Raw genomic sequence first — 24,616 nt, 5'->3', positions numbered from 1 at the left:
CGGCGCGCGCCCATTCACTTGCCAGACAGGCATGCCGGCCCAACCTAAGCACGCTATTGCACCGCGTAGCGCTGCGTCCAATGCAACCGGTCATGAGGGATTCGCCGGACGCGCGGCCGTGTCGATTGCGATAGCCTAAAACGCCGGGCGCCCCAGGTGGCCCCGGCGACTATTCATTTCGACCGAGAGTGATGTCTTGCCGCGCCTGACCACGGTTGTCGTATCGCTGCTGATCGCGGCACTGCTGTACTTCACCCTGATCGCCGGGATCGACGGTCAGCGCACCTGGGCTGCCATGCATCGGCTCGACTGGGTCGGCTGGATCAGCATTCTGTGTCTGTCGCTGTTCAATTACAGTCTGCGCTTCGCGCGCTGGCACGGTTATCTGCGCTGGCTCGGTCATCGCCTGCCGATCGGCCGTCATCTGTTGATTTACGTCTCGGGTTTCGCCCTCACCACAACCCCGGGCAAGGCCGGCGAAGGCGTGCGGGCGGTCTATCTGGCGCGTCGGCAGGTGCCCTTCGCCCATAGCGTGGCCGCCATGTTCGCCGAGCGGCTGCTCGATCTGTTGTCGATCCTCGTCTTGTCCCTGCTGGCGATCGTCTCCTTCACCGGCTACGTGTACTGGGTGCTGGCGCCGCTGGCCGTGATCGTGGCCATGCTGTGGGTGATGCATCGCCGCTCTCTGCTCAAGGCCGCCCAACGACGGGTCGAGAATCCGCAGACAATGCCGGCCCGTGTGCTGCATGTCTTCGTGCACGCCTGGGAACGGGCCTTCGTCCTGCTATCGTGGAAACCGCTACTGGGCGGCATGGCGCTCGGCTGTCTGGCCTGGGCGGCGGAGGGCGTCTCGGTTTATCTCATTGCCGACAAGCTCGGGCTCACAATCGCCCTGCCGTTGGCCATTGGCATCTATGCCACCAGCATGCTGATCGGCGCGTTGTCGTTCGTGCCGGGCGGGCTCGGCAGTACGGAAGCCGCCATGGCGCTGCTGCTCAAGCTCTCCGGCATGGCCGCCGGTACCGCATTAAGCGTGACGCTGATCGCGCGCATCGCGACGCTCTGGTTCGCCGTGGTGTTGGGGCTGTTCTGCCTGGGCGTACTCGAGCTCGATCATCGCCGTCACCCCGTACAAACCGGACAGGAAGAAATCTCATGAGTGAGGCCCGCGACATCGCGCTCGTCGTCGATCTCGACGGCACGCTGGTGCAGACCGATCTGCTGATCGAGTCAGCGTTCGCCCTGGCGCGCGAACGCCCGCACCATCTCCTGCGCATGCCGGGCTGGCTCAAACGTGGCAAGGCCACGCTGAAGGACGAGATCGCCTCGCGAGCCCGACTCGACGTCGCTCACCTGCCTTATAACCGCGAGCTGGTAGACTTTCTTACCGAAGAAAAACGAGCCGGCCGGCGTATCGTTCTGGCCACCGCCGCCAATCATCGCTATGCGGACCAGGTCGCCGCGCATCTCGATCTGTTTGACGATGTGCTGGCCAGCGATAGCCGGACCAATCTCTCGGGCGAGGACAAGCTGGCCGCGATCCGCGAGCTGCTCGGCGATGCCCCGTTCGACTATGCGGCCGACCACGACGACGACCGCGCGATCTGGGCCGCCGCCCGTGAAACGATCCTGGTCGGCGCCAAACCGGCGACCGACCGCTGGGCCAGCAGCGAAACCCGCGTCGGCCGTCGCATCGAACGACCGCAGGCCGGTATCCGCACTTGGGTCAAGGCCATGCGGCTGTACCAGTGGTCGAAGAACCTACTTATCTTCGTACCACTGCTCGCCAGCCATGAGCTCCTCAACGGCGGGACGCTGGTCGCCGGCATTCTGGCGTTCATCGCCTATGGCGTGCTGGCCTCGAGCGTCTATCTGCTTAACGACCTGGTCGACCTGGCCGACGATCGGCGGCATCCGAACAAACGACATCGCCCGTTCGCCAGCGGTACATTACCCGTGGCCCACGGGGTAGCCGCGATCCCCGTGTTGCTGCTCATCGCAGCCGTGATCTCCGTATTCCTGCCGCCGCTTTTTGGCGCGGTGCTGGCCATCTACTACATCGTGACGCTGGCCTACTCGATGGGGCTGAAGCGTCTGGCCCTGATCGATGTCCTCACGCTCGCCATCTTGTACACGCTGCGGCTGATCGCCGGCGGCGCGGCCACCGGCATCCCGTTGTCGTTCTGGCTGCTGGCGCTGTCGATGTCGCTATTCCTGAGCCTGGCCATGGCCAAGCGCTGTGCCGAGCTGATTCTGGTCCAGTCGGGCCAGACCAGCGGCGGCGGCCGCGGGTATGCTGCCTCCGACATCGAAGCACTCAGAAGCCTGGGCACGGCCGCCGGGTACGCGAGCGTGGTCATCCTGGCGCTGTACATCAACAGCCCGGATATCACCAATCATTATCTGCACCCGGTATACATCTGGCTGTTGTGCCCGGTGGTGCTGTACTGGATCAGCCGCATCTGGTTGAAGACCATGCGCCGCGAGATGACCGACGATCCAATCGTATTCGCGGCGCGTGATACCGGCAGCCGGATCTGTATTCTGCTGGGCGTGGTCATCGTAATCGCGGCGGCGCTATGAGTCGGACGGGCTCTCACCCTTCCTGGGGCCGCATCCCCGTCAGCAGCCCGGCACGCGTAACCCGGCCGGTTTCCGGGCGTACGCCGTTGCCGTCGCCGGATGATCGACCGGTATTGCCGTACGGTAACGGCCGCAGCTACGGCGATGTGGTGATCAACAACGACGGTACCCTGATCGATACCCGCGGCCTGGATCATTTCCTCGCCTTCGATCTCGACACCGGGGTACTGGAATGCGAGCCGGGCGTGCTATTGGCCGATATCCTGCGTTTGGCCGTGCCCCACGGCTGGTTCGTGCCGGTGACCCCGGGCACGCAGTATGTGACCGTCGGCGGCGCCATCGCCAACGATGTGCACGGTAAGAATCATCACATGGCCGGGACCTTCGGCCGGCACGTGCTGGACTTCGATCTCGCGACGAGCGACGGCAGCACGCGCGTCTGCAGCCCGACCACGAATCACGACTGGTTCGCCGCCACCATCGGCGGGCTCGGCCTGACCGGCTTGATTACGCGCGTCCGCCTGCAGCTCAAGCGCGTCGGCGGCGCATTCATGGATGTCGATACGCATCGCTTCGACAACCTGCGGGCCTTCTTCGAATTGTCCGCCGCCTCGGAACCCGATTACGAATACACCGTCGCCTGGGTCGATTGCAGCGCGACCGGATCGAAGCTGGGGCGCGGCTGGTTCATGCGCGCCAATCATCGCCCGGCGATGGGACAGCCCAATGCCGCCGGGCCCCGGCCCGGACCGAACTTCGCGCTCACGCCGCCGTTTTCGTTGATGAACCCGGCCACGCTCACCCCGCTCAATACACTGTATTTTCATCGCAAGCGCCGTCGACGCTTCCGGGCCGCACAGCACTACCAGCCGTATTTCTATCCGCTGGACGGCATTCGCAACTGGAACCGTGCCTACGGGCCGGCCGGCTTCTATCAATACCAGTGCGTGGTGCCGCCGGGCGACGCCGAAGCCTCGATCACCGAGTTGCTGGAGCGTATCGGCGCCTCGGGCCAGGGTTCATTCCTATCCGTGCTCAAGGTGTTCGGCGACGTACCGTCACCGGGCCTGCTGTCGTTCCCGCGGCCCGGCACCACGCTGGCACTGGATTTTCCGAATCGCGGAGACTCGACACGACGCCTGCTCGATTCGCTGGACGAGGTGGTCATGGCCGCCGGCGGCGCGGTCTACCCGGCCAAGGACGCCCGGATGTCGGCCGCGGCCTTTCAGCAGTACTTTCCGCGCTGGCGCGAGTTCGCGGGCTATGTCGATCCCGGTTTTTCTTCTGATTTCTGGCTTCGTGTGACGGGAGACACCGCATGAACCGTATTCTCATCGTGGGCGCGACCTCGGCCATCGCCGAAGCCGCGGCCCGTCGCTTCGCCGCACGCGGCGATGCCCTGTTTCTGGTGGCCCGCAATCGCGACAAGCTGGAACCGATCGCCCGCGACCTGTCGATCCGCGGCGCGTCGCGCGCAACGGTTCATGCCATGGATGCCGACGACCTTGGCGCCCATGCCGCCATGCTGGATGCCGCCGAAGCCGATCTGGGCGGGATCGACACCGTCTTTATCGCCTACGGCACCCTGCCCGATCAGGCCGCTTGTGCCGCCGACCCGGCGGCGGCGGTCGCCGCCTGGCATACCAACGCGGTGAGCGTGGTGGCGCTGGTGACCGATGTCGCCAACCGGCTGGAGCGTCAGGGGGCGGGCCAGATCGCAGTGATCTCCTCGGTAGCCGGCGATCGCGGGCGCGCCAGCAACTATGTTTATGGCAGCGCCAAGGCCGGCGTGAACGCGTTTCTCGACGGCTTGCGGCATCGCCTGCACGGCAGCGGCGTGAGCGTGCTCACCATTCGTCCCGGTCTGGTCGATACGCCGATGACCGCCGACCTCGACAAGGGGCCGCTGTTCGCAAGCGCGGACAAGGTCGGCGGCGATATCGTCAAGGCCATCGACGGACGACGCGCGGTGGTCTACACCCCCGGCTTCTGGCGCGTGATCATGACGATCATCAAGGCCGTGCCTCGGACGATCTTCCACCGCACCCAGCTATGACCGCGCGGCGGGCCGGCATCGCCGCCGACCGATGGGCCGTGGGCGGGCTGATCGCGCTTTATCTGGTCTCGCGCGTGGCGGCCTACATCGCCGGCGTGCGCTTCGATCTGTCGCCGATGGGGACGTCCTGGCAGATCCTCGACCCCGTGCTTTTGCAGCACGATCTGCTGGCCAGCCTGCTCTATATGCCTGGCCAGCCACCGCTGTACAACCTGCTGCTCGGCATCGTGGTCAAGATTTCGGCCGCCGTCGGCGGCGGCGATTTCGTTACCGCCGCGATCTTCCGCGTCATTTTTGCCCTGATGGCGCTGGGCTCCGTGCTCGTGCTTTATGCGCTGCTACGCCGTGTCGGCACGCGCGTCGGGCCCGCCGTCATCGTGGCGGGCCTGTTCATGTGCTCGCCGGCGCTGATGCTCTATGAAAGCCTGCCGTACTACACGGTCATCGTGCTGCTGCTGCTCGTGGTCATCGTTTGGTTGTTCGATGCCTGTCGGCGTGATTTCAGTATGCCGCGCGCGCTTGCCCTGTTCGGCGCGATGGCGATTCTCATCTACACCCGCTCGTTGTTCCAGATCGAGTGGTTCGTGGTCCTCGTCGCCTACGCGGCCCTCGTACTGCCGGGCCATCGTCGTGCCGTGCTCGTGGCGGCTGCCCTGCCGTTCTTGCTGATTTTGACGCTGTACGCCAAGAACGTGGCCGTCATCGGCGAATTCTCGACCTCGGACTGGATGGGCATGAGCCTGGCCAAGCTCAGCACGCTGGAACTGGATCATGCCGAACGCGAACGCCTGGTCGCGAGCGGCCGCATGACGCCGCTGGCCCTGGACGACAAGGCCTACGATATTCCCGAGGCCTATGAAGGCACCGTGGTGCAGATTCCGCATACCGGCATCGCCGTGCTCGATAACAAGCGCAAGACCACCGGGCACGTGAACTTCAACTATCTACCCTACGCAAAGATCTCGGGCATGGCGCGCCACGACGCGCTGGTCGCCATCCGCACGCATCCCGGCGTGTATCTACATTCGGTCGGCGTGGCCTGGCTGATGTTCTGGCGGCCGTCCAGCGATTATCCGTTTCTCAAGGCCAACCGTGACGCCATCCAGCCCTGGGCCTGGGTCTATGCCAAGGTGATCGGCGGTCAGCCGGTCTATCCCGACAATCCAAGATTCGATCTCAAGCCGGCGACCATCGGTATTTTCATCGCCCTCGTCTATATCGTCTGCGTCCTGTTCGGGCTGGGCGTGTTGTTGCGCTGCGCCTGGCGACGACGGGTATCGAACCTCGACGCCACGCTGATCTTCATCTGGCTCAACGTCATGTACGTGAGCGTCATCGGCAACATGTTCGAGATCGACGAAAACCAGCGCTTTCGCTTCGCGCTCAATCCGCTGATCGCGATTCTTGGCGTGGTGGCCATGCAGCGTGCCCTGTCAGCCATCCACAGGCGGCGCGAACACCGACTGCAGACGTCGTAGCGTGGGACGCAGGTCGCCGTAGAGCGGGCTGTAGATGCGGCGATGGATGACGTCATAGCGCGCCACGGCATCGGGCCTCGGCTCGAAGCGACGGCCGGCATGTACCATCGCTGCCGTCGCCGCACGGTGATCGTCATACCAGCCGAGCCCGACCGCGGCGTTGATCGCGGCCCCGAGGCCGCTGGCTTCATAGGTATGCACCCGTTCCGCCGCGAGATCGAAGACATCGGCCAGAATCTGCATCGCCTGGTCCGATTGCGACCCGCCCCCGGCCACACGCAGGCGCGTGATCGGCGTGCGGGTTCGACGCTCGATCGTCTCGCGACCGGCCCGCAGGCCATAGGCGAGCCCTTCCAGAATCGCCCGATAGACATGAGCCCGCGTATGCACCTCGGTGAAGCCCACGATCGCGCCGCGCGCCTCCGGGCCCGGGCTGCGGGCCCCGGCCGACCAGGTCGGCATCACGATCAGGCCGTCGCTGCCGGGGGCGATGGGCGCGATGGCCTCATCAAGCAGGGCTTCCGCCGGCCGGCCGTTGGCCGCGGCCTGCCAGCGCGTATCGGCCGCGAATTCCTGCTTGAACCACGACACCAGCCAGAAGCCACGATCGATCTGGATCTCGTTGGTGTAGGCGCCGGGCATGGCAGCCGGATAGGCCGGCAGGAAACGCTCCACCTCGTGATAACCATGCCGGCAGGTATCCACCGTCGCCGTGGTGCCGAGCGATACACAGGCGGTCTCCGGCGAGATCGCACCGGTGCCGAGTACTTCGCATGCTTTGTCCGCGCCGGCGGCATGAAGCACCCGCCCGGGACCCAGGCCGATGGCCTCGGCGGCATCCGGCGTCAGCTCCCCCAGCGCCTGCCCCGATTCCGTCAATTCCGGCATCTGTTCCGGCGCCAGCGACAAGGCACGCCAGCGCCAGTCGCCCGGTGCCGCCCAGCCGCGGTGCTTATAGTCGAACGGCAGATACCCGACCTGGGCTCCGGTGGCGTCGCGCCAGGCGCCGGTCATGCGATGCACGAGAAACGCCGACAACAGACCGGCGCGGGCGACGCGTCGATGGCTTTCGGGCGCGGCATCCGCCAGCCAGTTGGACGGCGCGCGCCGTTGCAGGCGATCGAGTACCGGCCGTGCCCCGACCAGCGTGGCGGCCCAGCGCAGATGCCACGGCAGCCCGGGCACGCGCTCGGCGCGACGCCGGTCGAGCCAGGATATGGCCGGGCCGATCGGCCGATCGTCGGCGTCGAGGAACACACTGGTCGCCCGCTGGGTGGTCAGCGCCAGGCCGGCGATGCGCGCGGCCAGATCCGGATGCGCGGCCCAGAGCGCTCGACACGCGGCAATCAAAGTCTGCCAGAACAGTTCCGGATCCTGTTCGGCAAAGCTGGGCTGCGGCGCATGATACGGCGGCTCGATCGGCTTCTGAATACGCGCGTCGAGCCGGCCATGGCGATCGAACACCAGCGCCCGCACGCTCTGCGTGCCGACATCGATGGTCAGAATCCGGTCGCGCCCCGTCATGACCGTGGCCCAGGTTCAATGGGTGCATGACTGTGCTGCCAGATCCATTCGTAACGCGCGCGCTCCGTGCGCCAGCGCTCGGCATCCCAGCCCAGCGCGTCGCGACACAGCGGTGCGATCCGATCGAGCACGTCGCGCCCGCCCTCGGCCAGCAGCAGCCCGAGGCGCGTCCGGCGCAGCATGAGGTCGTCGAGATGCACCACGGCTTCGTCGGCCAGAATGCAGGGCAAGTCCGCCCATCGATAGTCGGTGGCACCGATCCGTTCGTCCGTGCGACAGCGCGGCGCAATCGCGCGCCGAGGCACAGTCAGCGGCGCCGGCGCGCCGTCATCGTCGGGCCGGCCGAGCGCGGCCGCGATCCGCTCGCGAACCTGGCGTGCCACCGGGCGAAACGTGGTGAGCTTGCCGCCGGTGACGCTGATCAGCCCCTGTTCGCTCACGATGGCCGATTCGCGCGATTCATCGGAGGCCCGCGCCGCACCGGAGCCGATCACAGGGCGCACGCCGGCGAAGCTCGACAGCGCCTGGCGGCCCCGGATGCCCAGGGTCGGAAAATAACGGTGCAGCGCGGCCAGCAGATACTCGGATTCGACAGCGGCCATGCGCGGTGAATCGAGCGGCTCGACGTGATCGAGATCGGTGGTGCCGAATATCGCGGCGCCCCGCCACGGGATCGCGAACACCGGGCGTCGATCGTCCGGGTGCGGAAACGAGATCGCACGCGCGACCGGCAGGACATGAAACGGGAACACGAAATGCGAGCCGCGCAGAGGCCGCAGGCTCTCGCTGCCCCCCACGCCGGCCCGAATCCGATCGCTCCAGGCGCCGGTGGCATTGACCACACAGCGCGCCGGGATATCGAAATAATCGCCGGTGACATGATCGAGCACGCGGGCTCCGGCCACCCGATTTTCCGCCCAGAGCAGCGTCTGTGCCTCGACGTAATTCGCCGCCCGCGCGCCGTGCTGTATCGCCGAGCCGAGCACGCGCAGCACCAGGCGGGCATCGTCGGTGAGCGCGTCGCGATAGACGAAACCACCGCGCAGACGCTCGGCGGCAAGATACGGCATGTGCCGCCGGAATTCGTCGCGGCGCAGATAATGGGCGTCGCGCCGCCCGGCCAGACCATCGTAGGCTGCCAGCCCGACCCGGAGCTTGGCGTGCCCGGGCGAAGCGCCGCGATAAACCGGCAGCATGAAGGCCAGCGGCGAGACGAGATCTGGCGCGTCCCGCAGCAAGCGCTCGCGTTCACGCACCGATTCACGCGTCAGCCGCCAGTCGCTCGCCAGATAACGCAGCCCGCCGTGCACGAGCTTGGACGACCAGCTCGACGCCCCGGAGGCGAAGTCGCGCTGTTCGATCAGTGCAACCGACAGGCCCGCGTGGGCGGCCTCGAGCGCGACCCCGGCGCCCGTGATGCCGCCGCCGATCACCAGCACATCGACGCGATCACGACAGGCTTGCTGAAAGCGGTTCCGCCAGCCCTCAGCCCACATCGCCGGCCTCCGGCAACAGTTTGTGCGGGTTCATCATGCGCTCGGGGTCGATCGCATCGAATACACTCGCGATCATCGCCAGCCCGGCGTCGCTCTTCTCGACCGCCAGATACGGTGCGTGATCGCGGCCAACGCCGTGCTGATGGCTGATCGTGCCGCCGGCGTCGACGATGGCGCGGCTCACCGCAGCCTTCAGCGCGCGCCAATGCGCCAGATCCTGTTCCGGGTCGGCGGCACGGCGCCAGATGACAGTCATATAGACACTGCTGCCGGCCGCGTATACGTGCGACAGATGCGAGAACACCAGCGCGCGCTCGTCGAAACCGGCCAGTGCGTCGTGGGCGGCACGCTGCATCGCGTTCATCGTGGGAGCGGTTGCGGACCAGCACACTGCCGTTTCCATGGTATCGACGGCATAGCCTGCGTCCCACAATGCGTTACGGGCATAGGCGCCGGCGAACCGATTGGCCGCCCAGACCGTGCCGAGCCGGGTGCCGGTGGAGATCCCGCCGGCTTGTCGGGCGATCGACAACGCCGCCCCCGTGATCCGGCGCGCCGTGCGTCGATCGTCGGCCGTCACGCCGAGCGTCATCATGCACGGCCGATCGCCGAGCCCGCGCCAACCGATGTATCGACGCAGCCAGGCAATGGCCGATTCATGCCCGACCAGGCGCAGCTGGACATCGGTTTCCTCGGCGTTCGACAGCCGTACCATCGAGACATCGATGCCGGACTGGGCGATGCCTCGGGCGGCTGCTTCGGCGGCGGTCCAGTCGGCAAAGAACAGTACGTGAAACGCTTCGCAGGCCGGCACCGGGCGGACATGCATATCCGCCTCGGTCACCAGGCCCAGCCGTCCTTCCGAGCCCAGCAGTATCTGACGCAGATCGGGCCCGGCCGCCGAGGCGACCTGCCCGCCGATGACGAGATTGGCACCCGGTGCCACTACGCGGGCACCGAGCAGCATGTCCTCGATACGTCCGTAGCGGCGCGACTGCTGCCCCGCGGAACGCGTGACGAGCCAGCCGCCGAGCGTGGAATAATCGAACGACTGCGGGTAATGGCCGAGCGTATAACCGTGCGCACGCAACTGTGCTTCGAGTACGGGCCCCGCCGCGCCCGCGCCGAGGGTTGCGATGCGGTCGTGCGTATCAAGATCGAGCAGCCGGTTCTGATGCGACATGTCAACGCTGATCACCGGTCGGCCGTCGTCCACGACCGCCAGATGCCTGACCACGCTGGTGCCGCCGCCATAGGGCACGATCACCGCGCCGAGCCGTCGCGCCTTGTCCACCAGGCCGCGCACGTCGGCATGCGACTCCGGGCGGGCAACCGCATCCGGAAACGGACCGAGCCGGTCGCGCCTGAAGGCCACCCAATCCGGCAGGCTCTGACCGTGCGCGTGGCAGAGGCGGGCCGATGCGCTGGTGTCGAGCATGACATCCGCGCTCAGCCGCGATGGGCCGACCCGGGCACAGGCCTCGTCGAAATCCAGATCCGGCGACCGATCGCCTGCGCCAAGGCGCTGCTCTAGAAACACGAGCGCCGAATCGGCCAACGGCCGATCGATGGTCTCGTCGCCCCAGCCGTTCCATCGCTTCATGCGCCGTCACTCCCACATCCGCGTCGATTTCGATGATAGAAGCCCCGCCGGCCAAAAAGATTGACCGTGCACACCGGCCTTGCCGGGCCGGCGCCCGCTTTTTGCCATAATGCGGTCATGAACCGGGTCGAACAGCGCCACGTCGCCGTGTCCATGATCCGTTCGCTGATGTACTTTCTCGAACGGCAGGGTCTGGATGCTGCGGCTCTCGCCCGACGGGTCCATCTCGCACCGGACACACTGGCCGATCGCGACCGACAGGTCGCCAGCCCGTATTACGCCGCGCTCATGCAGGTCGGCATCGAGGCCACCGGCGACCCGCTGCTCGGGCTGCGGTTCGGCATGGCGGTGGAGCCCGACCGCTGGGGCATGCTGGGCGTGCTGTTGACACACTGTGTCGACGTCGGCGAAGCCATCCGGTTCCAGCTGCGCTTCCAGGCGCTGGTCAGCACGGTGGGCGAAGCCGCACTGATTCGCGGCGACGACACGCTCGCCCTGCGCTGGACCGCCCCGCCCGCCACCGCTCCGGCACTCACCGAAGAGGCGTTGGCCGCCTATGTCGCCTTCGGCCGATGGGCCACGGGCCAGGCGACGACCACGCCGACACGCGTGCATTTCCGCCATCCACCACAGGCGGAGCGCGAGCGATACGAAACTTTTTTCCGGTGCCCGGTGGCTTTCGAACAGCCACACGACGAGCTGCAGATAGCGCCCGCGGTACTGGCAATGCCGCTGCGCAACCCGGACGACGATCTCAAGCAGTGGCTGGCCGCACGCGCCGAGCGCCTGCGACAAGACAACCACGACCACGAGCCACGCACCCGGCTGGCCGAGTGGCTGGCGCGCCAACTGCCATTTGGCGTGCCCACGCTCGACGAAGCCGCCGCTGCATTGGTGCTCTCACCACGCTCACTGCAACGCGAACTCGACCAAGCCGGCACGAACTTCAAGGATTGTCTTGCCGATGTTCGACAGCAGCTCGCCGATCACTACCTGCGCGATCCGTCGCTGAGCATCGGCGATATCGGCGTGCTGCTCGGTTTCTCCGAACAAAGCGCATTCCAGCGCGCCTTCAAGCGCTGGAACGGCATCACGCCGCGGGCCTATCGCCGTCGACTGGCTGATTGAGGCCGCGGCGACTCACACCTCGATGGGCACGATGTGCGGACGCCGACTCGGCGCTCGGACGATATGTCAGGCCGCCCCGCCCAGGCTCGCCGGCCCCGGCTGGCCCAGCCGCGCCAGATCGCGCACGGCGACGGTCAAGTGCTCCTGTGCCGGCTGTTCGATCGCCTTGAGCTCGGCCAGACGCGCGCCGACGAAGGCCATCGTGTGCTCGCGGCTCGCGCACCAGTCCGCCAGCGGATCCGCACTGTCCAACGCTAGAATCTGATCGACCAGTCGCTGGTGGATGAGATAACTGTCGCTGCGCAGACTGGTCCGTGCCAGATCCTGCCAGCGGCCGTTGGCCGGCAATTGATGGATGGCTTCCTGCAGCCACGGCACGCCCAGGGTGTCGCCGAGGTGGTAGTAAATATCGGCCACTTCGGATACCGGGCGATTGCGGCTTTCCGCCAGCGAGACGATATCCATGATGCCGCCCCCGACGTCGGCACAGGCGATGCGGCGCGCTAGCTCTTCGTCGACGCCGATGCCCTGCCACTCGGCGAGGCTGTTGTCCCAGCGCTCGGCGTAGCTACCGGTGAGATGATCAGCTAACCCCGCCAGGAGGCTGCGGGCGCCGGTCTGGTACCGCGCCATCAGATCGGAGATGTCGTATCCGGTGTCGGTGCTCGTCAGCCACCAGTTCATGGCGTGCTTGAGTAGGCCGATCACGATGCGATGGGCGCGATACTGCTCGGCCGACGGGATCACGTTGTCCAGGCCCTCAATGGCGTTGAACAGCGTCTCGCCGTCGAGCCAGCCTTCGGCCAGTACGTAGCCGCGTACGGCAGCTTCCATGCGGGCACTGAAACCCGCCGGCAGCCGGTGCGCTGTGGCAATGCCGAGCCGGTCGACCATCTGGTTCGTGACCAGCGTCGCAATCAGCTCTCGCTTCAGGCGATGCTCGGTGACCGCCTCGGGGAAACGCTCGACCAGCCGCGGCGGGAAGCCTTCGGTCAGCCAACTCTCCATCCACGGGTCGTCGGCAAGCCCGCCCTCGAGCGCGGCTTCCGACAGCGTCAGCTTGTTGTAGGAGATCAGCACCGCCAGTTCCGGCCGGGTCAGACCGGCCCGCTCGCGTCGCCGGGTTTCGATGGTTTCATCATCCGGCAGTCCTTCGAGGCGGCGGTCCAGCCGGCCGTCGCGTTCGAGCGCACGCATAAAGCTGATCTGCTCGTCGAAGCGGGCCACGCTGTCGGTTTCCATCAGGCTGATCTGCTGGGTCTGCAGATAGTTCGTGCGCAGCACGAGCTCGATGACCGACGGCGTCATCTCGGCCAGCAGCGTGTTACGGGCCTCGCGATCGATGCGTCCGGCCGCCTCGACCGTGCCCAGCGCGATCTTGATGTTCACTTCCAGGTCGGAGGAATCCACCCCGCCGGAGTTGTCGATGGCGTCGGTATTGAGCTTGCCACCGTTGAGCGCGTATTCGATGCGACCGGCCTGAGTGAGGCCGAGGTTGCCCCCCTCGCCGACCACGCGCGCCCGCAGTTCGCGACCGTCGACGCGCAAGGTGTCGTTGGCCCGGTCACCGACTTCGGCGTTCGACTGGGTGCTCGCCTTGACGTAGGTGCCGATACCGCCGTTCCAGAACAGGTCGACCGGCGCCTTGAGGATGGCGTTGATCACCGCATCCGGCGCCATGCGCCGGTCCTCGATGCCGAGCGCGGCGCGCGCTTCGTCCGACAGCTCGATGGTCTTGGCCGAGCGGTCGAATACGCCGCCGCCGCGCGAGATCAGGCGCTCGTCGTAATCGCGCCAGCCCGAGGCCGGGCCGGCGAACAAACGCTTGCGCTCGGCATAGGAGGCAGCCGGGTCCGGGTCGGGATCGATGAAAATATGCAGATGGTTGAAGGCCGCGATCAGGCGGATCTGCTCGGAAGCCAGCATACCGTTGCCGAATACATCGCCGCCCATGTCGCCCACGGCGACCACCGAGAACGGCTCGGTCTGGATATCGCGCCCCATTTCACGGAAATGCCGTTTGACGCCTTCCCAGGCGCCGCGCGCGGTAATGCCCATCACCTTGTGGTCGTAGCCCGCCGAGCCGCCGGAGGCAAAGGCGTCGTCGAGCCAGAAACCGTATTCGGCCGACAGGGCGTTGGCGATGTCCGAGAAGGTGGCCGTGCCCTTGTCGGCGGCCACCACCAGATACGGATCGTCGCCATCGCGGGCGACCACGCTTTCCGGGGTGACCACCGCATCGCCGACGCGATTGTCGGTGATATCCAGCAGCCCGCGAATGAAAGTCTTGTAGGCGGCAATACCGCGCGCCTGCCGTGCTTCGCGCGACTCGTCGGCCGGGCCGTACTTGGCCACGAAACCGCCCTTGGCGCCTACCGGCACGATGACGGCATTCTTGACCATCTGGGCCTTCATCAGCCCCAGGACTTCGGTACGGAAATCCTCGCGCCGGTCCGACCAGCGCAGACCGCCGCGCGCCACCGGACCGCCGCGCAGATGAATCCCCTCGACGCTGGGCGCGTAGACGAAGGTCTCTACCCACGGCCGCGGCTGCGGCAGCTCGACCAGCTCGCTCGGGTCGAGCTTGATCGAGACATGCGGTTTGGGCGTGCCGTCGGCGTTGTGCTGGAAATAGTTGGTCCGCAGCGTGGCCACGACCACGCCGTAGAACGCCCGCAGGACGCGGTCGGCATCGAGGCTGGCGATATCGTCCAGCTCGGCTTCGATGGCGGCCCGTGCCTGATCCTCGCCGGCCGTCATCCGGCTTCTTTCCGGGTCGAACCGGGATTCGAACAGGTCAATCAGCGCGGCGACCAGCGATGCATGCTCGGCCAGACGGTCACCAATATAGACCGGCGAGAACGGCAGCTCGGTCTGCAGCAGGTAACGCGTGATCGTCCGCACCAGCACGACCTGGCGCGGGGTGAAGCCGGCATCGATGATCAGGCCGTTCAGGCCGTCGTCCTCGGCGGTACCGGCCATGATCTGGTGGAAGGCCTCGGCCAGATTGTCGCGACAGCCCGGGTCGGACAGCGCCTCGCCGTGACCGTGCCGGGCCTCGAACTCGTGGATCCACTGCACGCTCTGCCCCGCCCGCGCAACGCGATACGGATGCTGCGTGAGTACCGAGAGCCCGAAATGTTCGAATACCGGTAACACGCGCGACAACGGCAGATCGTCGCCGTGGCCGTAGAGCTTGACGGTGAGCACGTCGCCCTCGGGCGCCATCGCGCGCAGCACCGGATGGCTGTTGTCGTCCATGGCGGCGAGGATGCGGGCATCCGTGACCGCAGTGGCCGCGTCGAAGCGTTCGCGATAGGCGGCATCGAAGGCATGGGCATAGGCCGGCAACGACACGCCGGCCTCGCGCGCCGCGGCGGCGACGCGATCCGGCCAGCCGCGGGTGACCGCGATCAGCGCCTGTTCGAGGCTACGCACGTCCACCGGCTCGGTCGCCTGGCCAGTGGCGATCTGGTAGTGCAGGCGCACCACCGCGCCGCGCAGGAATTCGGAATCGACATCCTGGCATTCGCCGTTGAGATGGCGCTCGAGCTCGGTCCGGATCTGGCTACGCAAGGCCACGGTGTAGCGCTCGCGTGGCACATACACGATGGCGGCATAGAAACGGCGATACCGGTCGCGCCGCACGAACAGGCGTAGCGGCTCGGTCTCGCGCATGTTGAGCACGCCAATGACCGTGTCGTAGAGCTCGTTCTCGCCGGTCTGGAACAGTTCGTCGCGCGGAAAGGTTTCCAGGATGTAGCGTAGATTCTTGGCCGCATGCGAACGCGGTCGCAGCGCCGCGCGTGCCATGACGTGCGCGATCTTGTGGCGCAGCACGGGGATGTCGCGCGGGCTTGCACGGTAGGCATCGCCGGAGAACATGCCCAGGAAACGATGGGCGCCGATGACGTTGCCCGTCGCATCCAGACGCTTGATGGCGATCACGTCCATCGTCTCGGCGTGATGAATCCACGAATGCTGGTTGGCCTTGGTGATCACCAGCAGCCGCGAGGACTGAGTATATTCATCGAGCACGCCGGCCGGCGCGACATAACCGTCGGGATCCACACCCGGACGGTCCTCGCGCAGCAGGCCGAGGCCGGTATCCGGCACGTCGACCATCATATCGGCGCCGTTTTCATCGGTTTCGATGGCACGACAGCGATAACCCAGTAGCGTGAAATGATCGTCCGCCAGCCAGGAGACGAAAGCCTGGGTCTCGGTTCGCTCGTCGCGATCGACCCCGCCGGAGGCCCGGTCGAGTTCGCTGACCACGGCCTGCAGGCGTCGCCGCATCGGTTGCCAGTCGGCTACGACACAACCCAGATCGGCGAGGCTCGAACGCACGCGCTCGGTGAGCGCGTCGCCGTCCAGGCCGGCCGGCGCCGCGAACTCGATGCGAATCAACGATTCTTCATTGCCGGCCGGGACGTCGGTGCCGGCCGCGCCGACCTCCACCAGCTCGCCGGCCTCGTTGCGCTCCACACGCACCACCGGATGCATCATCCAATCGATCTCGGCCCCGGTGCCCCGCACCGCGAGGCTCACCGTATCGACCAGAAACGCCATGTCGTCGGCGACCGTGAGCAGCGCGAGATCGCTGTCGGCCGCGTCGTCCGCGATCGATTCCAGCGCGACGCAGTACTGGCCTCGCTGACGCGGCTGGCAGAGTAGATCGAAATGATGTCGCAGCGCATCATAAAGGTGGGCGACGGAACGCACCCGCAAGGCATCGGCCGGCACGCCCGCCAGACAGGTTTCGACGAAGGCGATCATCAACTCGGGCCGCTCGAGCGTCGAATCCTCGCCTGCACAGGCACGAACTTCGGCGATCACGGCGGCGGTCTGGCTATTCATCGGGCGTCGGAGTGCGGATCGTACGGCGACGTTACGCCCGCCATACCTTCCTCGACAAGCCTTGTGTGGACCGGGGTCCGCTGACTTCGTCACAGGCGCCGTCGGCATGGGGTTTTGACCGCGGCGGCGGCCGCGGCCATCCCCGGTCAGTGCGCCGGCGCGGCGCTATCGCCCTGGGTATCCGGCGCGGCCGCCTGGAACGCGCCGAGCGCCATGCAGGCCCGATAGACCCGACGAATGATCGGGTACGGGCCGAGGTTCACGCCGTAGCGTTCGGCCATCGAGACCTGGGGCACCAGGCAGACGTCGGCCAGACTCGGGCGGGCGGTGAAACAGAAGCTGAAATCGCCGGCGGGCTGCTCGGCGAGCAGCGATTCCATCGGCCCGAACGCGGCATGGATCCAGTGCTCGAACCAGGCCCGGCGCCGATCATAAGGCACGTCCATCTCGTCGCGCAGATAGCGCAGGACCCGCAGATTGTTCAGCGGATGGGTATCGGCGATCGCGATCTGGGCGAACGAACGAATGCGGGCCCGCAGCGCGATATCGCCGTGCAACAAGGGCCGGTCCGGGTAACGCTCTTCCAGATATTCCAGAATCGCCGAGGACTGCGAGATGATCAGGTCGTTTTCCACCCACAACGCCGGGATCAGGCCTTGTGGATTGACTTCCAGGTACTGCTTGCGTTCATCGCTTGTACCGTCCAGCCCGGTAAAAATCGACTGGAAGGCGACACCTTTATAATTAAGCGCAATACGCACGCGATGAGCCGATACGCTGCGATGGTGCGTGAACAGTTTGAGCATGAACTTGCCGGGAACGGGATTTGCCCATACGAGTCTAGGGCGTGTTGATGCTTTGTGCGACCCCACGGCGCCGTGTGATTGATCGCAATCTGCGCGACTCGTCGATACGGAACCGAGCCGCGGATTGCAGCCCACATCCGGCTGGCACAGACTTGATAGGCAACGGTCGCCGCTTCGTTCAGGCCGGGCTCACGCCGGAGATTTGAAATGGACCGACACATGATTGCCGATTCGGATACGAACGCCATCGAGCACAGCGAGCGCAACGTGCTGCTCATCACCTATGTGCTGTACGGCCTCGGCTGCTTCTTCTTCGTCACCGCGGTCGCCGGCGTCATCGTCAATCACATCAAGATGGGCGAACTACCACGAGGCGGCTTTGCCTGGACCCATCACCGCTGGCTGATGCGCACGTTCTGGTTCACGATGCTGTGGAGCGTCGTCTGTCTGGCGCTGACCCCGTTCGTGGTCGGTTTCATCGGCTACGGTGTGCTGTGGCTCTGGTGCTTTTATCGCTTCATCCGCGGCGTCGTCACTTTTGCCGACCATCGACCCATGCCCTACTGAGCATCGACACAGGCTATCGATGCATAACCCCGGTTGCGGCCCGACGGTGCAATAGCAACCGGCAGGCTACGAACCAAGGTTCTGCAACGCAATCGCTGCCGCGGCCGCGCGCGTTTCGACGCCGAGCTTGGGAAAGATGTGTTCGAGGTGCTTGTTCACGGTCCGCGGCTTCATGTCGAGAATCTCGGCGATGTCGCGATTGGTCTTGCCGCGCGAGATCCAGAGCAATACCTCGGCCTGGCGTCGGGTCAGCGCGAAGCGGGCCACGAAATCCTCGACCGCGGCCTGTTCGTCGAATTCGACCAGCGTGAGAATCCAACCGCCCTCTTCTGCCGGGCCCGACAGACGCACCGACAGCCGGCCCCGTCCACGCGTAAGTTCGTAGGGCCGGGACTGAAACTCGGCCTGCTCCAGCCAGCGCATCACGCCATAGGGCAGTTTGTCATCGACCCCGGTTTCGAAGTAACGATGCAGCAATTGTGCGGCCCGCGAGCTGTACCAGCGTATGCCGCCGTCCGCCGCCACGATGAGCGCGGCGCGACCACCGGCGTTGACCACCATATCGGCCTGGCGCTGCGCCCGGGCCCGCTTGAGATGCGCCTCGATTCGTACCCGGACCTCGTCAGGCTTGAGCGGCTTGGTGACATAATCCACGCCGCCGGCCCGGAACCCGCGCACGATGCTGTCGCTGTCGGTCAGGCCCGTCATGAAGATCACGGCCATGCCGTCCAACCCCGGGTCGGTGGTGATACGACGACAGACTTCGAACCCGTCCATGCCGGGCATACGGGCATCGAGCAGCACGATATCCGGGTTGATCAGGCGCGCCCGTTCCAGGGCCGACTGTCCATCCACCGCCGCGATCACGGTGTACCCGTCGCGCCCCAGCACGTCGGAAATAAGCGCGAGCGTGTCCGGATGGTCATCGACCACCAGGACCACACCCCGTATTGCGGCAGCATCGACCGCCGGTCCGTCCTCGGCCATGGCATCGTCGACATTGGCACCGATCATGTGGCTGCACCTCCCTCTCGATTCCGCGTCTCGACGGCCTGGCTTTCTTCGGCCAGCCGGCGCAGGCGTATCAGCTCGTGCCGCCGGGCGGCATCGCGCAGGTCGGCGAGATATGGCGCATACTCCGGATGCGCGGTTTCGATCGCCGCAATCTCGGCCAGAACGCCTGCCATATGGCCGACATTGATGGCGGAGGCCAGACGCGCGGCCAGTGGCGCGGGCAACGGCGATCGCTCCGAGCGCTTCCGAGGAGCATCGTGGACGCGCGCAATCCGGGGCGCCGCGGTCTTCGACCCGCCATCCAGTTCATCCCGCTGCCACTCGAGACGCAATAAGTCTGCCAAGCGGTCCAGGAGCTTGTTGATATCGATTGGCTTGGCGAGAAAGGCATCGCAGCCCGCGGACCGGCTGCGTGCGACGTTATCCGCATAGGCATTGGCCGACACCACCATAATCGGCGCCTCGCTGAGACCGCGATCGCGAATCATGCGTGCGGCCTCGAAACCGTCCATTGCCGGCAACGCCACATCCATCAGGATCAAATCGGTGCGCTCGGTTGCCAGCCAATGGAGCGCTTCGGGGCCGTCGGCGCACTCATTCAGGGCAAAACCCAGCGGTTCCAGCGTCGCGCGCAGAATCCGGCGCTGATCCTCGCGATCGTCGACGATCAGAACATGGCGCCTTGGGCCCTCGTAGCCGATGATCCGCTGACTCGGCACCTGCGCGCCGGCACGGCGCGTACAGTTGGGCAGAAAAACTCGCAGCGCGAAGTGCGCGCCCGTGGGCGTATTGGAACGTACCGTCAGGTCGCCGCCCATGAGCTGCGTGAGCAACTGACAGATCGTCAATCCAAGCCCGGTGCCGATACCGCCGTCGCTGCCTTCGGCCATGCGTTCGAACGGCAGGAAGATTTGTTCGCGCTTGTCGTCCGCGATGCCGGGGCCGGTATCGATCACCTCGAATGCCGCAACTTCGGAGGCATAGCCCACGCGCAGCCGCACGCTGCCAGTCTGGGTGAAACGAATCGCGTTGCCGATCAGGTTGATCAGGATCTGGCGCAGTCGTTGCAAATCGCCCCGCACCAGGGCGGGCAGACGCGGCGACGGTTCGATGACGAAATCCAGCCCCTTGGCCAGCGCCTGCGGCGCGAACATCGCGTCCACCTGATCGAGCAGCCCTTGCGTATCGATTTCGCCCAGATTCAGCGCGACCCGGCCCGCTTCGATACGCGCGATATCCAGTAGGCCGTCGACCAGAGCCAGCAGATGCTCGCCACTGCGCTGGATGGTGGCGAGCTTGTCGGCATGCGCCGGCGGCATGGCCGGCTCGCGCAGCAACAACTGGGTGTAACCGAGCACGTTGTTCAACGGCGTACGCAGCTCATGACTAAGCCCGGAGATGTAACGGCTTTTGGCCCGGTTCGCGGCCTCGGCTTCGGCCTTGGCCTGGGCCAGCTTGGCATCGGTGCGCTTGTGCGCCGCGATCTCGCGCATCAGCAGCTGGGTCTGACGCGAGGTCTCCTGCTGGGCCACATTGCGGGCCTCGCGCGCGAGCACGAGCCACCAGGCCAGAATGCCGACCGGAACCAGCATCAGAAAGAAAGTGCGGAGGAAGATATCCGCCAGATGGTGCCGCTGGCCGACCGCCACCAGCGGCGTGACCTGCAGGTAGACCGTGATCAGCGCGGCGACCAATACCGCTGCCATCACCGCCAGTACGAGGCCATAGCGAACGAGCCGGGTATACAGATGGGGCAGGACGGAACGCGGCAGGATGGCGCGGAGTACGCTTTCGACCTGCGCCGCGGCATGGGCGTGCGGGCGGCAACGATCGCCGCAGCGCATATCGAGGCTGCAGCATAGCGAACACACCGGACCCGCGTAGGCCGGGCAGCCCGCCATGTCGTCGATCTCGAACCGGTTGCCGCATAGGGCACAGCGCGCATGGCGGCCGTTGTCGGGCGCGAGTTCACTGGCCGCGGCCGGCTTGCGCGCGAGATAGAACCGCCCGCGGGTAAACCAGGCGATCGACGGCGCGCTCACAAAGGCCCCGACGAGCGCGATCGCTGGCGCTGCGGCATGCCCGGCCGGCCCGAAGACCTCCCCATAGGCCGCCAGCGATACCGAGCCGGCAAGAACGAACGCCCCCAGACCGACCGGGTTCAGGTCGTACAGATGCGCGCGCTTGAATTCGATGCCGCGGGGCGACAGCCCGAGCGGCTTGTTGATCATCAGATCCGCGGCCAGCGCGCCGAACCAGGCGGCCGCGACGTTGGCATACAGTCCGAGCACGCGCTCGATGGCATGAAACACGCCCATTTCCAGCAGAATCAGGGCGATCAGCACGTTGAACACCAGCCACACCACCCGCCCGGGATGGCTGCGGGTCACGCGAGCGAAGAAATTGGACCAGGCCAGCGAGCCGGCATACGCATTGGTCACGTTGATCTTGACCTGCGAGACGATCACGAACAGCACCGTGGCGGCCATGGCCAGCCCCGGCGACGAGAAAACATAGCCAAACGCCACGTCATACATGCGCGTCGGCTCGGTGGCGCTTGCATGCGGCAGGCCGTGTCGCACCGCCAGAAATGCCAGCAGGGCCCCGCCGAACATCTTGAGACCGCCGAGCACGACCCAGCCGGGCCCGGCTGCCAGCACGGCGGCCCACCACCGCACCCGGTTGTCCGCCGTGCGTTCGGGCAGAAACCGTAGATAGTCGACCTGTTCGCCGGTCTGGCCGATCAAGGCGAGCGCGATGCCACAGGCCGAGCCGAAGGCGAGCCAGTTGAAGCCGCTCGTGGCCTGTTCGCCGACGTAGCCGGTAAATGCCGAGAACGCCTCCGGCTGCCGGACCGCAATGAATACATAAGGCAACACCAGCAACGCCAGCCAGATGGGCTGGGTGAACCACTGCAGGCGATTGATGGCGGTGATGCCGAACGTCACCAACGGAATGATGGCCAGCGCGCTGATCAGATAGGCCAGCGGCAGCGTGATGTCGAAATACAGCGACAACGCCTGGCCCATGATCGTCGCTTCCAGCGCGAAGAACAGAAAAGTGAAGCAGGCATAGATCAACGACGTGATGGTCGAGCCGAGATAGCCGAAGCCCGCGCCGCGGGTCAGCAAATCGATATCCACCCCGTAGCGGGCCGCGGTATAGCTGATCGGCAAGCCGACGATGAACATCGCGCTACACACGGCCGCGATCGCGCAGGCGGCGTTGACGAAGCCATAGCGCAGCATGAGCACGGCGCCGATCGCCTCCAGCACCAGAAAAGAGATCCCGCCAAGCGCCGTGCTGGCGATGCGTATTTCCGACCACTTGCGAAACGAGCGGGCCGTAAAACGCAGCGCGTAGTCTTCCAGCGTTTCGTCACCGACCCAGCGATTGTAGGCACGACGGATCTTGACGACGCGTTGGGGTTCCATGGACATCCCGTGCCACCCAACCGATCGACCGGCTTTCGATGTTACCGGCCAGATCCTGCAGGAAACGCGCCAGCTACTACGTCGAATGACGTATGCGCCTGCGTTGATCGGCGTATATGCCCGCCCGTCGGCTTGAGCGAGTCTCGAATCAGGCAGAACGCCTGAATACGGCGTTCGGTGTTCACGTCCTCGCGTGAACCGCCGTCTGCCCGAGGCGATGCCGGCCCCGTCGGATCGCATCGAGCGGACAGCGTTGCACTCATGGCCCCGGCAGACCCACCCGGCCTGCCGGCGCGATTCGGGTCGATATCAACGGAGATGATAATGAGCAGCGTGGTTACCGAAGGCGGACGCAACCGCACCTTCAACAAGTGGGTGAACAACCCGGTGCTGGAGGATTATTCCCTGCGTTACGCGCCGAAATCCTTCCGCAAGTGGTCGGAATATGCCGTGGCCACGGCGGCGCTAGGCGGCATCGCGTACATGGCCGACCAGGCCATCGGCGGTTCGCTGGCCGTCCAGTTCGGCTTCATGAACGCATTCTGGGGTATTTTCGCCGCGGCCGTGGTGATCTTTCTCACGGGTATTCCGATCGCCTACTACTCGGCGCGTTACAACGTCGACGTCGATCTGCTGACCCGCGGCGCCGGCTTCGGCTATCTCGGCTCGACCATTACGTCGATCATCTACGCCAGCTTCACCTTCATCTTCTTCGCGCTCGAAGGGTCGATCATGGCCCAGGCGCTTTATCTGTATTTCGGCATACCACTGGCCATCGGCTATGCACTCGGGGCGATGGTGATCATCCCGCTGGTCGTGTTCGGCATGAGTCTATTATCTAAACTGCAGATGTGGACCCAGCCGCTATGGCTGCTGTTGCTGTTCACACCGCCGATCGCCGTTCTGATCGGCAAGCCGCACGCCGTCGCCGACTGGATGAGTTTCACCGGTGCCAATCCGGCGCACAGCGGGTTCAATCCGCTGCTGTTCGGCACCGCGGCCGGCATCGCGCTGTCGCTGATCGCCCAGATCGGCGAACAGGTCGACTATCTGCGCTTCATGCCCGACAAAACCCGCGCCAATCGCGGCAAGTGGTGGTTCGCGGTGCTGGCCGCCGGCCCGGGCTGGGTGATTCTCGGCGCGCTCAAACAGTGGATGGGCTCGTTCTTTGCCTCCGTCTCGGTCGCCAACGGGACGTCCATGGCCGAGGCGGACCAGCCGATCCATATGTATGTGGCCGGTTTTCATTATCTGTTCGGCAACCCGTTCGTCGCACTTTCGGTCGCCACCTTCTTCGTGCTGCTATCGCAGGTGAAGATCAACGTCACCAACGCCTATTCCGGTTCGCTGTCGTGGTCGAACTTCTTTTCCCGGGTACTGCATAGCCATCCGGGCCGCGTGGTGTACGTCTTCTTCAACGTGGGCATCGCACTCGCGCTGATGGAAGCCAATATGTTCGCGGTGCTCGATCACATCCTCGGCTTTTATTCGAACGTGGCGGTGGCCTGGATCGGGGCGGTAACCGCCGATCTGGTGATCAACAAGCCGATCCTCAAACTCAGCCCCTCTTACGTCGAGTTCAAGCGGGCGCATTTGTACAACTTCAACCCGGTCGGTTTCGGCTCGATGATGTTTGCCTCGATCGTGTCGGTGATCGCGTTCTTCGGCTATCTCGGCGATGTGCTGCAGGCTTACTCCTGCTTCCTCGCGCTGGGGCTGGCCTTCGTCGCGTCGCCGATCGTCTGTCTGATCACCCAGGGCAAGTATTACCTGGCCCGCACCTCGGACAACGAACTCAAAGGCCACGAGCACGACTCGGAAATCATGTGCACCTCCTGTGGCTTCGAGTACGCAAAGAAGGACATGGTCCACTGCCCGTTCCATACCGGGCCGATCTGCTCGCTGTGCTGCTCGCTAGAGGGGGCCTGCCACGATATGTGCAAGACCGGCGCCTGACGCCGTCTCTCGCCTTGACCGGGCGCCCAGCCTTGGCTGTGCGCCCCGACAAGAACGCCCGGCTTCGGCCGGGCGTTCTTGTATCGGTATGCGCATGAACGATCGCCACAT

At 65.6% G+C, this 24,616-nt stretch carries 15 protein-coding genes; 8 read left to right on the top strand and 7 right to left on the bottom strand.

The annotated features are described in order from the left end of the window. Positions 1-196: 196 nt before the first annotated feature. From C41B8_RS09485 to C41B8_RS09465, 5 genes are read left to right on the top strand one after another with little or no spacing between them, the layout of a single operon-like run. Complete coding sequence (locus tag C41B8_RS09485) at positions 197-1,159, top strand: lysylphosphatidylglycerol synthase transmembrane domain-containing protein (RefSeq protein ID WP_051883336.1); 963 nt, start codon at positions 197-199, stop codon at positions 1,157-1,159. Next, positions 1,156-2,583, top strand: a complete 1,428-nt coding sequence (locus tag C41B8_RS09480; RefSeq protein WP_037337011.1) for a UbiA family prenyltransferase — start codon at positions 1,156-1,158, stop codon at positions 2,581-2,583. The genes C41B8_RS09485 and C41B8_RS09480 overlap by 4 nt, the downstream gene beginning before the upstream one ends. Beyond that, positions 2,580-3,905 (top strand): FAD-binding oxidoreductase, encoded by a 1,326-nt coding sequence (locus tag C41B8_RS09475; RefSeq protein ID WP_037337009.1) that lies wholly within the window; start codon positions 2,580-2,582, stop codon positions 3,903-3,905. The genes C41B8_RS09480 and C41B8_RS09475 overlap by 4 nt, the downstream gene beginning before the upstream one ends. Further along, on the top strand, positions 3,902-4,639 hold the full coding sequence (locus C41B8_RS09470; RefSeq protein WP_037337006.1) for an SDR family oxidoreductase: 738 nt from the start codon (positions 3,902-3,904) through the stop codon (positions 4,637-4,639). The genes C41B8_RS09475 and C41B8_RS09470 overlap by 4 nt, the downstream gene beginning before the upstream one ends. After that, positions 4,636-6,117, top strand: coding sequence for a hypothetical protein (locus C41B8_RS09465; RefSeq protein ID WP_037337004.1), 1,482 nt, complete (start codon positions 4,636-4,638; stop codon positions 6,115-6,117). Before C41B8_RS09470 ends, C41B8_RS09465 begins: the two co-directional genes overlap by 4 nt. Here C41B8_RS09465 and C41B8_RS09460 read toward each other — a convergent pair. The 3 genes from C41B8_RS09460 to C41B8_RS09450 are packed head-to-tail and all read right to left on the bottom strand — an operon-like array spanning position 6,073 to position 10,740. Beyond that, positions 6,073-7,641, bottom strand: coding sequence for an FGGY-family carbohydrate kinase (locus C41B8_RS09460; RefSeq protein WP_037337001.1), 1,569 nt, complete (start codon positions 7,639-7,641; stop codon positions 6,073-6,075). The genes C41B8_RS09465 and C41B8_RS09460 overlap by 45 nt on opposite strands. Next, positions 7,638-9,137: a glycerol-3-phosphate dehydrogenase/oxidase gene (locus tag C41B8_RS09455; protein WP_037336999.1), complete on the bottom strand. Its 1,500-nt coding sequence runs from the start codon at positions 9,135-9,137 to the stop codon at positions 7,638-7,640. Before C41B8_RS09455 ends, C41B8_RS09460 begins: the two co-directional genes overlap by 4 nt. Beyond that, entirely contained in the window at positions 9,127-10,740 is a 1,614-nt protein-coding gene (locus tag C41B8_RS09450; RefSeq protein ID WP_037336995.1) for an FAD-binding oxidoreductase, read from the bottom strand. Before C41B8_RS09450 ends, C41B8_RS09455 begins: the two co-directional genes overlap by 11 nt. Positions 10,741-10,857: 117 nt before the next feature. On the opposite strand from C41B8_RS09450, the gene C41B8_RS09445 reads away from it, so the two are divergent. Next, a complete protein-coding gene (locus C41B8_RS09445; RefSeq protein WP_156962492.1) occupies positions 10,858-11,868 on the top strand; it encodes an AraC family transcriptional regulator in 1,011 nt (336 codons plus the stop codon). Positions 11,869-11,934: 66 nt separating this feature from the next. Here the strand turns inward: C41B8_RS09445 and C41B8_RS09440 are convergent, their stop codons facing one another. Together C41B8_RS09440 and maiA are read right to left on the bottom strand one after the other, a co-directional pair. Continuing rightward, positions 11,935-16,728, bottom strand: a complete 4,794-nt coding sequence (locus C41B8_RS09440) for an NAD-glutamate dehydrogenase (protein ID WP_051883335.1) — start codon at positions 16,726-16,728, stop codon at positions 11,935-11,937. 146 nt (positions 16,729-16,874) lie between these two features. Then, a complete protein-coding gene (maiA, locus tag C41B8_RS09435) occupies positions 16,875-17,534 on the bottom strand; it encodes a maleylacetoacetate isomerase (RefSeq protein ID WP_037336991.1) in 660 nt (219 codons plus the stop codon). A 207-nt stretch (positions 17,535-17,741) separates the two neighbouring features. Between maiA and C41B8_RS09430 the strand changes: the two genes are divergently transcribed. Continuing rightward, complete coding sequence (locus tag C41B8_RS09430) at positions 17,742-18,101, top strand: DUF4870 family protein (RefSeq protein ID WP_156962491.1); 360 nt, start codon at positions 17,742-17,744, stop codon at positions 18,099-18,101. Positions 18,102-18,167: 66 nt separating this feature from the next. Here C41B8_RS09430 and C41B8_RS09425 read toward each other — a convergent pair whose 3' ends face one another. Together C41B8_RS09425 and C41B8_RS09420 are read right to left on the bottom strand one after the other, a co-directional pair. Further along, complete coding sequence (locus C41B8_RS09425) at positions 18,168-19,115, bottom strand: response regulator transcription factor (protein WP_232226035.1); 948 nt, start codon at positions 19,113-19,115, stop codon at positions 18,168-18,170. After that, a complete protein-coding gene (locus C41B8_RS09420) occupies positions 19,112-22,549 on the bottom strand; it encodes a response regulator (RefSeq protein ID WP_232226034.1) in 3,438 nt (1,145 codons plus the stop codon). Before C41B8_RS09420 ends, C41B8_RS09425 begins: the two co-directional genes overlap by 4 nt. A gap of 324 nt (positions 22,550-22,873) precedes the next feature. Between C41B8_RS09420 and C41B8_RS09415 the strand changes: the two genes are divergently transcribed. Beyond that, positions 22,874-24,505 (top strand): membrane protein, encoded by a 1,632-nt coding sequence (locus C41B8_RS09415; RefSeq protein WP_037336989.1) that lies wholly within the window; start codon positions 22,874-22,876, stop codon positions 24,503-24,505. Positions 24,506-24,616 lie beyond the last annotated feature (111 nt).

Origin of the sequence: Salinisphaera hydrothermalis C41B8 (genome assembly GCF_000732535.1) — a bacterium.
In the GTDB taxonomy this organism is placed as follows: Bacteria; Pseudomonadota; Gammaproteobacteria; order Nevskiales; family Salinisphaeraceae; genus Salinisphaera; species Salinisphaera hydrothermalis.
The sequence above is the reverse complement of the archived record's forward strand: the minus strand, read 5'-3'. Positions and strand labels throughout refer to the sequence as shown.